The following is a 13,386-nucleotide window of genomic DNA, read 5'->3' as shown; positions in this document are numbered from 1 at the left end:
GTCGTTGGCATTGGTGATGACAGGCGTCTGGGTGGTGAACAGCGTAGTGGTGGCACTCGCAGCGGCAACCGTCGCCGTGGCCGCGCTGGTCACGTTCTCGCTGGCGCCGAACAGGTCGGTGTAGGTGGCATTCACGCGGATCCGCTTGCCGACCACGTCAGTTGTACTCCCCCAGCTAGCCAGCGTGATCAAACGCTATCTAAAGTAGCAACACCAACTGTGCGGGTTGTAGTTTTGATCGCGGCAGTCATGTTGGTTCATATTAACAATATTTAAATAACATTAAAAATATTAAATCGGAAGCGATTTATGCCTTTGGAGTAGCGCCGTTCGTCAACTTCTCTTGAGCTTGAAGGCAGGCGCGCGTCACGGATCTCGTGCACTCAGCGGGATGTGCCGTTTGCCCAGCTTCGAACGCACTCGCGATGTCCAACTCTTATGGTTCCATCCGCTTCGCGATTAGGTCGGCGAACTCACCCAGATTCCGCGCCGCCTCGACCTCGCCAACGCGAAATCGAACGCGAAACTTCTGCTCGACGGCGATCACGAGCGAGATCTGCATGAGCGAGTCCCACTCATCGACGTCCGCCGCCGAGAGCTCGGGGGTGGCCGCGATCTTCTCGAGGAAGATTCCGTCGAATACTTCCTGCAACTTCGCTAATACTTCAGCCTGCTTCATAGGCTCTCCGGGCAACATCTATCTTTGTCGAACGCACCTGATACTTCCTCACCTCCAGCTCGAACTCTTTTCGGGTTGCGGAGTCTTCCGTACGCGCGAAACCAAACTCCTCGTTGAATTCGGCAACGATACGGTTCTTGGTCGTCGGAAGATAAATGACGCGCACTGTCATGCAACCGGCCACCTCTGCGAGTCGAAAAATCTCATACATGATCTTGTCCTCGACCTGGCGCTTCAGCACGCGGCAACTCATGAGCCAGATATCGAGAACGAAGACGCCGCCATCGATCTTTGCAATGACTACGGAGATGAGCCCGGAATCACCGAATAGATCCTCCACCCGCATCGTGAAGCACCGGTAGTCCGGCCTTCCCAGGAGCGCCTAATGCGGCTTGCATTATGTGGCTTTAGACGCAAGCTGAACTCGCGCTGGACAGCCGAACGCCTTTGCACCCGCGGGAATGTCTCTATCGACGAACGAGTTCGCGCCTACAATGGCGCGGTCGCCGATGGTTGTACCCATCTGAATCACCGAATTCGGCCCGATGTAGACTCCATTCCCGATCGAGGTGGGCGCGCAATCGATGGGATCCCGGCCGAGCGAAATTGAGCGGTTTACCGTGTGATGCGTGTAGATTTGAACGCCAGCAGAGATGGAGCACCAATCGCCGATCTGCAAATCTCCACCTGAACCATCCAGAATACATCCCGGTCCAATCCAGGTATTCCGTCCGACCTTGACGCGCCCAAGAACGAGCACGTTGTCGTACATCGTGCTGCCCTCTCCAAAGCCATATGCTGCGGCGTTATCCTCGCGCTCGGTGAGAAGGTCTCCGATCGACACCCTCCGATCGAACTGCTTCCTCTTGCGAGCTGCCAGAGCCTGCAAGAACTCGCGCGCGATGGCGAGCCACTGGTCCAAATTGTGATCAGACATGCTGGGATCGAGCTTTGAATGCATCAGAAAAGCCCATTTGCGTCGTCGTCAATTGACTCGTACCGACGGCGTCCATCTAAAATCGACGGCCTTCGCGGAGTGGACATGAGGTACCTGCCCGGGCGAACCGCCGATTCAAAAATTAGAGTTATATTTTTGGGATTTCAATTATTTTTAGTATCGCGTTGTTTTGGTCCCGGACCGCCGTCAATCAACCGCCTCGAATCAAAGAACGCTTGGCCGCTCGCCGGCATCGGTTTCCCCTGTTCAGCGTGTGTCCACGCTGCGTTTTCGTGCATTCCTTTCGAAGGAATAGCTCCCGGGACATGGCACGCTAGTGGCGTGGACTTGCGGAAGGTGGCAATTAAATTGGTTGAATTAACACATTTAACTTGCGATGCATCCAAATCCGCTTATTTTCTATGACCATCGCAGGGAGAGCGCCGATGAACCCGACTGACTCCAATAGTGAAGACCGCCGTGAGTTCTTGAGAAGCTGTGGAAAATTTGCCGCCGTCACTCCTCCCGTGATGACGCTGCTGCTTTCGACCTCTCTGACCTCGTCCGCCATCGCTAGTTCTGGCGGAAAAGTTGTGCAGGGCAATAATGGCAAGGGCAACGGTGGTGGGGACGGCAGTCCTAACGGGAAAGAAGATAGCACTCGCTAAAGTGGCGCCTGGCGGCCCAGCCCTGACACCACCGTCCCGGGGACCGGTCGGAGGTTCAGCCGGCCCGGCGGCGCCGTTGTGCGGACGGGCGGTCGATCAGGAGATCGTTTAGCTTCTTGCCGGCGCGAAGCTGCGCCTTCAGCCATCGAGGCTGCTTACCACGGCCGGACCAGGTTTCGGACGGGTTCTTAGGGTTCTGATACTTCGGCAGCACGGGAGGGTAGGGGCGGCGTGCACGTCCCTCGGTCTGCCCCCCGGTCTTACCTTCGATCTTGCGAAGCCGCTCTTCGAGCTTGGCTTTTTCCGCGGTCATCCTGCGACTAAGAACAGCAGTGACCTCATCGTAGAGTCGCCACAGCTCAGCTGTGGTCATAGATGCCCAATCATCGTTCTCCATGGAAGCCGTCCCCACTACCTCCGAACCGAAACAGGAGGGGGGCTTATCAGGTCAAACCGGGGTCCGGCAAGCACGATCACCCGTGCCGCTGCGCCAGTGTGCGTGGTGGTCGGAGTTACCGGCTGGGCCCGTGCCTCCGAACCAGCGGTCGCTTCGCCCTCCGCCCCCGGGCTCGTCGCCTCGGCGCAAGCAATCGCTGCTCGGCCTTCGACACGCGGCTACGCAAGTTCTGCAATTCAGTGAATTGAATGATGAGAGCCTGATGAGTTTGACGCAAAACTGCTGAAGAATACATGTGACCACCTACTCATTGCCAACGATGCCCTCCATGACCGCTCATTGAAGTTGCTGAATTGACGAATATGCAGCTCCAATATGGGTGACCGGATTTCGTCGTTGCTACACTGGCTGCGCGACGCAGCCGTTTTCGTGCTTTACTAACCAGCTTCGCCTTGATGAATAGTATTACTTTTCCTCCCTTCAATAACGTGGCTTTTTGAACGATCTCGTGTTCGTCGAAACTTCGTCGAATGTTAGATTTGAATCGTGAATGACCCAATATATCGTTGGTAATAACGGTGCCAACGAAGTTAATTGGATGTTGACCATCATGACACAGCAGCCGATCCGTGCGCCTAGACATTCTACGGGAGAATTTTCTGATCGAATCTATCATGCGTTGTCGAAATTTGGCTTTCGTCTACAAGCTTGCGGCCTCGAATGTTGAGCACCGCATTCTTACGGTGCTGCGCATACTTGCCGGTCAAGTTACCGTGGCGCAGTCGTCGAACGTTCGGCTGTCTAGGATTTGAGACTGTGTGACATTGTCGCCGAGCGGACCCGTCATCCTCGCGTTTGGAAGAAATTGTTGGATTAAACGGCTGCACGGGGGGTTGTTAGCGATAGGCAGGGGAAGCATGCACCGCACCAGAATTGTCATCGCGGATCGACATCCGATCGTTTTGCAAGGGATCAGGAGCGTTCTTGCAGCGCAGCGTGATTTTACGATCGTTGCGTCCTGCAGCGATGGCGCAAGCTGCAATGAGGCAATCCGATTTCTTGTGCCGGACGTCGCGCTCGTCGATGCTGCACTGCCTGATGTCAGCCGGCAGCAGATCCTCGCTCCCGCAAACGCTTCAGGCCCAAGTCCCGCGGTAGTCTTTTTCGCCGGTGTCGCGGCGGATTGTGAGTTGCAAAGGCTGGCCTTGGAGGGCGCCTGCATCGTCCTCTCGAAGGATTCGGATGCCGAGATGCTGGTCTCAACGCTGCGGAAAGCCGCCCAGGGCCAAGCAGCGGCCTCGCCGAGCGCATGGCTAGCCAATGATGAGGCCCGCCCCGATGAGAAGCCCCTGGCACAACTGACGGACCGGGAGCGGCAAATCATGCGGCTTGTGTCGGAGGGTCTATCGAACAAGGAGATTGGACGTCGGTTGAACCTTGCCGACGGTACGATCAAGGTCCACCTTCATCATATCTTCCAAAAGCTGGACATCAGCAATCGCACGATTCTCGCGGCATTGGCGATTTCGCGAAACGAGCTGCATGCCGCGTCACGTAAGATGGATCCCCCTGATCTGTTGCATCAGGATCCGGCGAGCGTGAAATAATGGGAGTGTCTGGCTCTTCCGAACGTGCGCGGTGGGTTATCGTGGCGCCAGAAGCCCAGCCATGTCGCTGCAGGCCCCTTCGGCCTCGGCTAACGTTCGAAAGGGCGAACCGCCAATCTTGATTGCGGCCTGGTTTTTGTGGAGCGGACGCCAACTCGCCAAATAGCCGGCGCGGCCATGAAAGCCGGGGCCTCTCGGGCTTCCGAAGCTGATCACGAACGAGAAGCCCTCGCTGGTTGCGCTCCAGATCTCCATGTCGCGGACAGACCGGTGGAATTGCAGTGGCATCGTCATCATCCGTTGCAATCGAGCCCTGCGCTCGACGTCCGTTAAAACGCAAATTAATCGTATTAAATGGCGAGCGCAACTCCGAAGCTGCGCCCGAAGGCCAGGAAGTACAGGAACGAGTACGGAAATTGCCACGATCAATTGACGGCGCACGTCAAGAAACACCACTCACATAAAGAAAATTATCGGTTGAAAATACATTTAATGTATAATACCGTAATTAATATTTTAAACCGAGGAGAGCGTGTTGTGACCCGGGACGGCAACGAAGATGACGACCGGCGGGCGTTCTTGAAAACCTGCGGAAGATTTGCGGCCGTCACACCCCCAGTGATGACTCTGCTTCTATCCACTTCCCTGACCTCAGGAGCCATTGCAAGCTCGGGGGGCCTGCGTGGAGTGACGCAGAAGGATGGGAGGCAATCGTCGTTCTTCGATAACGACCGGTCGTCCGTATCGGGACCGGGGAGCTCCAGCGGCGGGTCAACAGGGGGCGGGGGAGCCCCTGGCGGGGGCTCTGCTAAATCATCTCGCGCCGGAGGAGGGGCAGCCGGTGGCGGATCCGGCGGTAGCGGCGGGTCTGGCGGTGGCGGAGGCAGTGCGAAAGGGCCTTTCGCAACCGGCGGCAGCTCTGGAATTCCAAACGCAAGTGGTGGGCTCGATTGCGCAGAAGAAGACGAGGAAAAGCGCAAGGCCGAGTGTCCGGGAGCTAACACCAGGATTTCGAGTGCAGCCGAATCCAGCCGATAGCAGTCTTCTCAGCCCATGCGTGAGCCTGCGGCGCCGTACGGTTTGGCAGGGCTGGACCTTTCTTAAACTCCGGCCGAGTCGTCCCTTGTTGCACCGCCGCAGCGCGATTTGCGGTGTAAACACTGCCAAATGTTCATGCGATTGTGGTGAATTACATACTTTTCCTGAGCTTATGCGACTTCTTCTCAAGACCTCGATCAGGAGCGTGTCATGAATATCCGCGTTCGAGCGGAGAGTCCTGCGGCGCTGCTTCGAGAACGTCTCGAGGCGCTGGTGGCAGAGCTTGCGGAACTTGAAAAGCTCAGAGAGCGGGTAGGTCGAGAGGAGAATCTTCAGCGCAAGCTGCGCAAGGCAGGCAGCGCCAACAACCCCGCTCGGACCGCGGGTGGGCCTTCCGGCTTCGCACATGCAAAGCTCATGGCCATACCGCTCATTCGCAAGAAGTCGGGCTGTTGTGACGAGCGTCCCAAGGCGAGTGGATGACAGGAATTTTCGTCCATTGCTCGCTTCGGCCGGGAGCCGGCCGCAAAGTCGAAAAAAATGCCGCGCAGGATCGGACGTTTGCAGCGACCGAGCCTCGCGCGGTTTGCCGAATGGCGCGGGCACATGCGGGGTGGTTCGCGAAAACGAACTGGTTCTAAGAGCCTGTCCCGGCTATTCGGCCGCCAGGCGAGCGGGAGGCGCTCCGCGCTGGAGGCCTATGAACGAGCCCGACCGTGCTCTGCGAGACGATCCGATCGATTCTGCGGCTCATGACCTTGTAGCATTCGCATGCCATGGCTTCGAGCCGCGGCCGATCGATTTCAAGCTGGCCACGTCGATTGGATCTTAGTGCTCTTGATGTTCGCATTGTGCTCACGACATGTGTGACGGTGGTGCGGCGGACGCCCAGCAATTCCGACAACGTTTCTTGGGTCAGCGGGAGGAGATCGCTGCCATTTGCCCGATCGTGAATGTGAAGCAGCCAGCGCGCCAAGCGGGCTTCGACAGAATGTAATGCGTTGCAGGCAGCCACGTGCTGGAGTTGCGTCAGCAACGATCTCGTGAACACTTGCACCATCGCTGCGACGGCGGGGCTGCAATGTTGCGCTGTCAGGAATTGCGCAGGCGAGATCTGCAGCGCGGTCCCGGCGATGCGAGCAACGGCCGTCACGGGCGAGTGGGATGCGCCAAGCGCTGACGTCAGACCCACAGCCCCTTCATGCCCCACTATCGTCGTGGCGACCGTCTGCCCGTTCGGCAGCTCCATGATAGTGGCTATCGCGCCGCTCAGGGGGAAGAGAAGATGTTCGATCCGATCGCCTGATCGGACGAGCACCGTATCGCGCTCGATGACGATCTTCCGCAGATGAGGTGCAAGCAAAGCAAAATCCGCCGGCGGCAACGCTGCTAACAACCGATTACCAACCCTGGTCGCGTGGTCCATCATGGGATCAACCCCCGACGGATGTTCGGCGCGAGAACTCATGCCGGCTCGTCGAGCTGCTGTCCGGCGTGCAGCTCAACAGCAGTCAACTGGCAACCACAGATATGGTTCCTGCGATGAAGGCTAGCATGCGCTGGTCTGCCAATCGCAGGAACGGCTTGCGCCCGCGACTCCAGCTTGCGCTTATACAGACCTGTCGCTGACCTGCAATTGATGTCGTCGACTCGCCGACGGCAGCCTGCGCTGCGGCTGAACAGCATCCCAGCCAACGATCAGTCTCCGAACAGCTGATCGGCCTTGAGTTGTGAAGCGCGCCAGGCGCGGATCGCGAGCGCGCTCTGAAAGTCTCGTCTCAGGGGCGGACAATTTCCAAGATGGCGTTCTGGCCGCCGGGACCAATAGCGTTGGAATGACGGCCGTGAGCCGTTCGTGTGCCGTTCGTGTGCCCCACTCGAAGCCCACCCAACGGCCTGGCGTCGCCGTACTGTTCGGCAAAAGGCTAGGACTTACGGCAAATGGGCACATTTGCACGTCAATTCGCGATTTTAGATATGGTTAAACCGGATTAAATCTCTTTCTTTATTCTATTCGTTGTATTTTAATGACTTCACTCGGTCTCGGCTATATGCCGAAGGACATAGACGGCCGGGTCGAGGCAGAGTCCATGTTAGACACGTCTGCGAAAGAGCGGATACTCAAGCCCGTCCGGCTTGTGATCGTAGATCGACAGCCGATCGTTCTACGGGGGCTAGAGTCGATACTCGGGGCACAGCCGGACTTCGACGTCATCGCGTCGTGCAGCGACGGGACAAGCTGCATCCAAGCGATGCGGAATTTGACACCCGACGTTGCACTTCTTGCTGACACCCTGCCAGATCTAACGGCATCCGAGATCCTCGTCATTGCGAAAGCTGATCGGCTGCCCACGCGCCTGGTGTTCTTTACAGATTCCGACACGGACCACGATCTAACCTTGGCCATCGCTGCTGGCGCGTGTGATGCAATCGCGAAGCATGTTGCACCGGACGCTGTGCTGCGATCGCTGCGACTGATGACGAAGCGTAGCTTTTTGGAGCAGTCCGATCTCTCGCCAACCGTCGAGAAAACCGACAGCAGCAAAATCGACAACCTACTGGAGCTATTGACGCCGCGCGAACGTCAAATTGTACGACTGGTGTCAGAAGGAATGTCGAACAAGGAGATCGCGCACCAGCTAAACGTTTCAGATGGAACCGTTAAAGTACACCTGCACAACATATTTCAGAAGCTTGAAATAACCAACAGGACGGTGCTCGCCACCCTCGCATTGCTACAACGCCCGTCCGGGTTCGGAATGCTCTCGCTGGCTCTCCTGGCGGTCGCCATTGCGGACGAACTCAAGGCGTCGGAGGCAAACGACATTCTTCCGCATGACGACAGCACCGGCCCCGCGGTGGAGTATGCCGAATATGAGCTCTGGAAGCGAGCTATCCTCCGTCACGCCATCGTCGCGGATTCCGACGAAAAGCCGTCGCTCACTCAGAGAGGCGTTTTTGTCGGGGCGAGCCAAATCTCGACAGCGGCCTCGGCAATGGAAGCGCCTCGCACCGCTGAGCAATCCGCAGGCTCGAAATCGTGGAAGGACTACGGTTCTGTTGGATCAAGCACGCCCGGTTTGGCCACACCTTCCCTGCGAGGAATGAACGACGCGAAGATTGGAGGTGACTCCACCGAGGAACATCTATTCTCGCGGCTGACATCCAATCCGACTTTGATTCACGGAGGGTATGGTACTTTCGCCACCCTCACCGGTGCGTTGATCTACACACTCAGCGATCCCCATTTGGCATTGCCGTCGCATGACCCGGCCAAAGCGCCGCTCGACAGCTTCGTGGACGTTACCGGATACAATGCGGCCACCAAACTGGCTGCGATCACCAATGCCGACGATCATCATGTAGATGATTCAGTCCCGGGTTTCCTTGCGCAGGCTTCTCGCCTGCCTTCCGCGTTTGTGGCCGCTGAAAATGAAAGCGCCGCCGGAGAAGGCACTCGGGGCCACTCGAGTGATGGTACCGTAGGGGAGACTCTCCAAAAACTTGCCGGCCTCGTGCACTTCAGTCACGATGCCGGTAGTAGCGGATATAGCCACGATCAGCCGATGGGCGGCAACGTCGCTGAAAACGTTGTTCATCGCGACCCGACCGATTCCAGTTCTACCTCTTCCGACTCTGTCTTCAACTTCGCGTCTGGGCCGAGCAGGATCAATCTTGCGGCTTTCGGAGCCCTTGCCAGGCTTCATATGACAGCAGCAAGCAAGTCCATACCGCCACACACCGTCGCTTGGATCTTCAACTCCACAACCAATGAAACGATCGTCTATGTGAATGCGACCGATCATGTTCTGGAGATCGGAGACCGCGACCTGTTGGAAATCCATCTGCCGGGAATTGTATCCATCGCAGAATCGGATTTTGTCGGCCAGCCGACAGCCGCGGCGGCCGCTCTCACGTTGGAGCAGCTCGAAGAAGCGCTGACATCCGTGATTGCAATCGAAGCTATTCTGAGTACCGACAGTGCCCATGCAAGTATCGGGACGAGAGAGAGCACATTCGGGACCAATGGAGTTTGGGACAGTCTGGCTGATGCCGGCTTGAGGACTGAATTCGCGCCGGTCCGCACAACGGAAGAGAGCGTGGATGGGACCGAGGGGTCGGCTCGCATATCACCGATCGTGCTTGCTCATGCTGCAGCGGTAACGGAAGTTGAAAGTCTTACATTGAAGAGTCAGGGGAACGATGCAGGCACCGGCCCCAGCATCGCAGCGGCCGGTAGCGCGGGCGGCAGTAACTCACAGCATGTTCTGGAGCCATGGCCTGCAAAGGAAACAGGTGCGGAGCAGACGGACGGTGGCTTCATACCTGGGAGTGATGTCGGTGATGAGAACGAGCATCAATCCCCGGCTTCGGACCCTTCGGGAAGGTCAGGGAAGACGGCAGAAACAGGCAGCGCGGAACATGGCAAGCCGGTGCATTCAACCTCTAAAAACGCACCGGAAGCAGCCGATTTTGGTGAATCGAGCCTCGCGACAGCGCACAGGGACGACCGCGAAGGGGCGCAGCACGCTCCCGAGCAAATGTCTGCAATGGCCGGCGCCAGAGATACGGCCGACGTGAAGTCCATGCCGGGCAATCGCGCTGGCAAGGACAACGCGCATGATTCATTGGCTTCGGACGATTGGTCAGGGCCAGCAAAAGCGGCCGAACCAGGCGGCCGGGACCACAGCAACTCGCACGCGTCGGAGCGAGGGTCGGCAAAGGCAGCCACGGAGACGGCCGAAGCGAAGTCCATGCCGGACAATCGCGCCGGCAAGGACAACGCGCATGATCCACCGGCTTCGGACCGTTCGTCAGGGTCAGCGAAAACGGCCGAACCAGGCGGCCTGGACCACAGCAACTCGCACGCGTCGGAGCAAGGGTCGGCAAAGGCACCCACGGAGACGGCCGAAGCGAAGTCCATGCCGGACCATCGCGCCGGCAAGGACAACGCGCATGATTCACTCGCTTCGGACGATTCGTCCGGGCCAGCGAAAACGGTCGAACCAGGCGGCCTGGGCGCCAGCAACTCGCACGCGTCGGAGCGAGGGTCGGCAAAGGCGGCCACGGAGACGGCCGACGCGAAGTCCGTATCGGGCAATCGCGCCGGCAAGGACAACGCTCATGATTCACTGGCATCGGACGATTGGTCAGGGCCAGCAGCAGCGGCCGAACCAGGCGGTCTGGACGACAGCAACTCGCACGCGTCGGAGCAAGGGTCGGCAAAGGCACCCACGGAGACGGCCGAAGCGAAGTCCATGCCGGACAATCGCGCCGGCAAGGACACCGCGCATGACCCACTGGCTTCGGACGATTGGTCAGGGCCATCAAAAGCGGCCGAACCAGGCGGCCTGGACCACAGCAACTCGCGCGCGTCGGAGCGAGGGTCGGCAACGGCGGCCACCGAGACGGCCGAAGCAAAGGCGACACCGGGCAATGGCCTCGGCAATGACAATGAGCATCATTCCTGGACTCCAGCCTATACGCGCGAGTCAGCGAAGATGGCAGAGCCCAGCGGCGTGGAGCAGAGTAACAAATGGGAGCACTCGACCTCTGCTCACGGCCCGAAGGCTGACGAAAGTGTTGCAACGGCGGAGCCGGAGCCTGTAAAGGCGACAACCACCGAGTTGGCTGAAACTGTCTTCATGTCCGAGAAGAGTGTCGGTGAGGGCGACAATCATCGTGCATCGGACGCAAGCGCGTCGGCAGCAGTGGCCACGGCAAAACTGGCTGACCTGCAGCATAGCAATTCAGGATACAATTCACACTCGACCTCCGCAAAGGCATCAGCAGCAGCTGAAATTGCCGAATCGAGCGCCACAAAAGGCGATAGTGCAGGGAACGGAAACTCGCAGCACGCTACGCAACCTGCCGCAATCGCATCGGAGGCCGCACAGCCGGCTAAAGCTGCGTTCGAGACCGGCGCCGCCGATCAAGAGCGGGTGTTCCGCTTCGACAGCGACGCAACTCCTTTCACTCCCATCGTCACGATTGAACCTAGAGAGGTCCACATTCCGCTCGATCCACGCGTCAAGCCCGGTCAGACGGCCACCCTCGATATCCTCGTCAAAATCCTGCCCAACGGACTGGATGATCCCGCGGCCAACCATGGCAATAACGGTCCCCATCACGCCCCTGTAGCTGCGCACCATGACCTACTGATTTGAAATGTTGCATTGTCTCGCGAGCAGGACGCAGGGCCGATGTTGAACAGCCTGCTCCGCATACTGGTCGGTTGATATGCAGCCTAGATCCTTGAGTGGCCGGCGTGGGACCAATCGTGCCGTGGGACAGCGCGATCTCTCGAAAAACGCCACCCGACAAGACGCGCCTTGGGTGGCCTTCCTGAAAGATATTCTTAGACTTGAAATGCCCCTGATGCATTGATAGTCCTCGATAACTCATTGAATTCGCAGAAAATGCGACCGCCCTCCGAGCGCACCACCTTCATTTTTATAGCTTTTCTGGGCGGGGTTCGCGCTGCACGCCGCGAGTCGGAACCAAAGCCCTCGCCCCGCATTCGCAACTGGTCGCCGAATGCGCTTGAAGGTGGAGGACGATGAGGGACGCTATGTCCGATGTTGCCGAGATCCGCGGCGCCGTTCACCTGTGCATTGACATGCAGAACATTTTCGCCCCCGATGGCCTTTGGGCGACGCCCTGGATGGAGCGGGTGCTGCCGACGGTCGTCTCGGTCGTTGCGCGCCACGCGGAGAGAACGATCTTCACACGCTTCATCACCCCGCAGGATCCGGAGGACCGCCCGGGGCAATGGCAGAGTTATTTCCGCCGCTGGCGCCAGGCGACGCGCAGGCATCTGCCGTCATCGGCTCTGGAGCTCGTGCCGGCCTTGGCACGTTTCGTTCCGCCGGCGGCAATGATCGACAAGCCGGCCTATTCCGCGTTCAGCAATCCCGGTCTTGCGAGCCTGCTGGTCGAGAAGAACGTCGGCACCGTCGTGATATCGGGCGCGGAGACGGACGTCTGCGTGCTCTCGACGGTCCTGAGCGCCGTCGATCTCGGCTTCAGGATCGTCCTTGTCGAGGACGCGCTGTGCAGCTCGTCCGACGTCGGCCACGACGCGCTCATGACGATGTACCGCACCCGCTTCCACGGCCAGGTCGACCTGGTGACAGCGGAAGAGCTGGCCGAGGTCTGGCGGGAGTAGGGTCCGACGTCATTGAGCCGCGCAAGGTCCTCGCGCCCACGAGGCGGATCAAGCGACCGCGACGTCGGCCGCCACCGGTCTCGCATGCGGCGGCCGAGCATCGTCCGCGCCGGACCGCATGCTCAGGTAGGTTGGGTCGAAGCCGGCGAGCCGGACCAGGCCCGGCCAGTCCGTGATGGTCAAGGTCTTGCCCTGCCATTGCAGCAAATGGCAGCGGCGCAGCTCCTGGATGGTGCGGTTGGCATGGACCGGGGAGATGCTGCAGGCTGCGGCGAGGTCGGACTGGGTGAAGGGCGAGGACAACCTGAAATCCCGGGCAAGCCCGACGGTTTGCAGCCGCACCGTGATCTCGCAGAGCAGGTGCGCCACGCGTGTCAACGCGTCCCGGCTGCCGAGGTTCACCGTCCAGTTGCGCTGGATGGCGTGATCGGCAAGCAGCATCAACAGCAAGGCGTGCGACATTGCCGGAGATCGCACCGCGAGCTCGCGAAAGAAGCGGTGCGGCACGAGCGCGACGATTGCGGAACCGAGCGCGGTCAGGTTGCCCTCGATGCGCGGGCGATACAGGCTTTGCAGGTTGGCGATGTCGCCGGGCACGCAAATCGCGGTGATCTGGCCATCTGCGCTTTCGTCATTCTGCCAGGACAGATATCCCTGGAGCACCAGGCAGCATTGCGTTGCCTCATCACCGTGCCGCAGGATGGTCTGATGCGCGCCGAAATGCGCGATGCTGCTCGGCATGTCCGCAAGCAGATCGAGATGTTCCCGCGTCAGTTCGACGAGGCTCGTCAGGCGGTCGGCCAGCCTCGAGAAAGCAAATCCTGCCTGCATTTGATCTCCGACGGCCCCCGTCGGCCCAAGTGTGGCCGATAATGACGGCGGAAAGCATTAA

General features: G+C 59.0%; 11 protein-coding genes and 1 pseudogene. 6 read left to right on the top strand and 6 right to left on the bottom strand.

Features of this window, described 5'->3' with window-relative positions; genetic code table 11:
- Positions 1 to 436: 436 nt before the first annotated feature.
- The 3 genes from I6F12_RS19150 to I6F12_RS19140 are packed head-to-tail and all read right to left on the bottom strand — an operon-like array spanning position 437 to position 1,616.
- Positions 437 to 679 carry an acyl carrier protein gene (locus I6F12_RS19150; RefSeq protein WP_036025692.1) on the bottom strand — a complete coding sequence of 81 codons (243 nt, stop codon included), beginning with the start codon at positions 677 to 679 and terminating at the stop codon, positions 437 to 439.
- Complete coding sequence (locus I6F12_RS19145; protein WP_225157005.1) at positions 666 to 1,025, bottom strand: hypothetical protein; 360 nt, start codon at positions 1,023 to 1,025, stop codon at positions 666 to 668. Before I6F12_RS19145 ends, I6F12_RS19150 begins: the two co-directional genes overlap by 14 nt.
- Positions 1,026 to 1,076: 51 nt before the next feature.
- A complete protein-coding gene (locus I6F12_RS19140; RefSeq protein ID WP_225157004.1) occupies positions 1,077 to 1,616 on the bottom strand; it encodes an acyltransferase in 540 nt (179 codons plus the stop codon).
- A gap of 446 nt (positions 1,617 to 2,062) precedes the next feature.
- Here I6F12_RS19140 and I6F12_RS19135 point away from each other — a divergent pair, with 446 nt between their 5' ends.
- A complete protein-coding gene (locus I6F12_RS19135; protein ID WP_225132503.1) occupies positions 2,063 to 2,284 on the top strand; it encodes a hypothetical protein in 222 nt (73 codons plus the stop codon).
- 55 nt (positions 2,285 to 2,339) lie between these two features.
- Here the strand turns inward: I6F12_RS19135 and I6F12_RS19130 are convergent, their stop codons facing one another.
- Positions 2,340 to 2,681: an H-NS histone family protein gene (locus tag I6F12_RS19130; RefSeq protein ID WP_036025684.1), complete on the bottom strand. Its 342-nt coding sequence runs from the start codon at positions 2,679 to 2,681 to the stop codon at positions 2,340 to 2,342.
- A 917-nt stretch (positions 2,682 to 3,598) separates the two neighbouring features.
- Here I6F12_RS19130 and I6F12_RS19125 point away from each other — a divergent pair.
- From I6F12_RS19125 to I6F12_RS19110, 3 genes and pseudogenes are all read left to right on the top strand, one after another.
- Positions 3,599 to 4,288 carry a response regulator transcription factor gene (locus tag I6F12_RS19125; RefSeq protein ID WP_057029413.1) on the top strand — a complete coding sequence of 230 codons (690 nt, stop codon included), beginning with the start codon at positions 3,599 to 3,601 and terminating at the stop codon, positions 4,286 to 4,288.
- Positions 4,289 to 4,780: 492 nt separating this feature from the next.
- Positions 4,781 to 5,185 (top strand): annotated as a pseudogene (locus tag I6F12_RS19115) (hypothetical protein); the annotation flags it as partial.
- Positions 5,186 to 5,536: 351 nt separating this feature from the next.
- Positions 5,537 to 5,809 carry a hypothetical protein gene (locus tag I6F12_RS19110; RefSeq protein WP_225157003.1) on the top strand — a complete coding sequence of 91 codons (273 nt, stop codon included), beginning with the start codon at positions 5,537 to 5,539 and terminating at the stop codon, positions 5,807 to 5,809.
- 154 nt (positions 5,810 to 5,963) lie between these two features.
- Here the strand turns inward: I6F12_RS19110 and I6F12_RS19105 are convergent, their stop codons facing one another.
- On the bottom strand, positions 5,964 to 6,755 hold the full coding sequence (locus I6F12_RS19105) for a Crp/Fnr family transcriptional regulator (protein ID WP_036013668.1): 792 nt from the start codon (positions 6,753 to 6,755) through the stop codon (positions 5,964 to 5,966).
- Positions 6,756 to 7,353: 598 nt separating this feature from the next.
- On the opposite strand from I6F12_RS19105, the gene I6F12_RS19100 reads away from it, so the two are divergent.
- Both I6F12_RS19100 and I6F12_RS19095 read left to right on the top strand, forming a co-directional pair.
- Positions 7,354 to 11,493, top strand: a complete 4,140-nt coding sequence (locus tag I6F12_RS19100) for a LuxR C-terminal-related transcriptional regulator (RefSeq protein WP_346656320.1) — start codon at positions 7,354 to 7,356, stop codon at positions 11,491 to 11,493.
- A 392-nt stretch (positions 11,494 to 11,885) separates the two neighbouring features.
- Positions 11,886 to 12,494: a cysteine hydrolase gene (locus I6F12_RS19095; protein ID WP_036013669.1), complete on the top strand. Its 609-nt coding sequence runs from the start codon at positions 11,886 to 11,888 to the stop codon at positions 12,492 to 12,494.
- Positions 12,495 to 12,542: 48 nt separating this feature from the next.
- On the opposite strand, the gene I6F12_RS19090 is transcribed toward I6F12_RS19095, so the two are convergent.
- Positions 12,543 to 13,325 (bottom strand): Crp/Fnr family transcriptional regulator, encoded by a 783-nt coding sequence (locus I6F12_RS19090; protein WP_225157002.1) that lies wholly within the window; start codon positions 13,323 to 13,325, stop codon positions 12,543 to 12,545.
- Positions 13,326 to 13,386 lie beyond the last annotated feature (61 nt).

The organism is Bradyrhizobium sp. IC4059 (genome assembly GCF_020193615.1).
Classification (GTDB): Bacteria; Pseudomonadota; Alphaproteobacteria; order Rhizobiales; family Xanthobacteraceae; genus Bradyrhizobium; species Bradyrhizobium yuanmingense.
Note: the sequence above shows the minus strand (reverse complement) of the source record. Positions and strands in the feature narration are given on the sequence as shown.

What these genes read in the sequence shown, in the direction of transcription:
- I6F12_RS19150 (WP_036025692.1), bottom strand. Translation starts at nt 679, where the DNA reads ATGAAGCAGGCTGAAGTATTAGCGAAGTTGCAGGAAGTATTCGACGGA.
- I6F12_RS19145 (WP_225157005.1), bottom strand. Translation starts at nt 1,025, where the DNA reads ATGCGGGTGGAGGATCTATTCGGTGATTCCGGGCTCATCTCCGTAGTC.
- I6F12_RS19140 (WP_225157004.1), bottom strand. Translation starts at nt 1,616, where the DNA reads ATGTCTGATCACAATTTGGACCAGTGGCTCGCCATCGCGCGCGAGTTC.
- I6F12_RS19135 (WP_225132503.1), top strand. Translation starts at nt 2,063, where the DNA reads ATGAACCCGACTGACTCCAATAGTGAAGACCGCCGTGAGTTCTTGAGA.
- I6F12_RS19130 (WP_036025684.1), bottom strand. Translation starts at nt 2,681, where the DNA reads ATGGAGAACGATGATTGGGCATCTATGACCACAGCTGAGCTGTGGCGA.
- I6F12_RS19125 (WP_057029413.1), top strand. Translation starts at nt 3,599, where the DNA reads ATGCACCGCACCAGAATTGTCATCGCGGATCGACATCCGATCGTTTTG.
- I6F12_RS19110 (WP_225157003.1), top strand. Translation starts at nt 5,537, where the DNA reads ATGAATATCCGCGTTCGAGCGGAGAGTCCTGCGGCGCTGCTTCGAGAA.
- I6F12_RS19105 (WP_036013668.1), bottom strand. Translation starts at nt 6,755, where the DNA reads ATGATGGACCACGCGACCAGGGTTGGTAATCGGTTGTTAGCAGCGTTG.
- I6F12_RS19100 (WP_346656320.1), top strand. Translation starts at nt 7,354, where the DNA reads ATGACTTCACTCGGTCTCGGCTATATGCCGAAGGACATAGACGGCCGG.
- I6F12_RS19095 (WP_036013669.1), top strand. Translation starts at nt 11,886, where the DNA reads ATGAGGGACGCTATGTCCGATGTTGCCGAGATCCGCGGCGCCGTTCAC.
- I6F12_RS19090 (WP_225157002.1), bottom strand. Translation starts at nt 13,325, where the DNA reads ATGCAGGCAGGATTTGCTTTCTCGAGGCTGGCCGACCGCCTGACGAGC.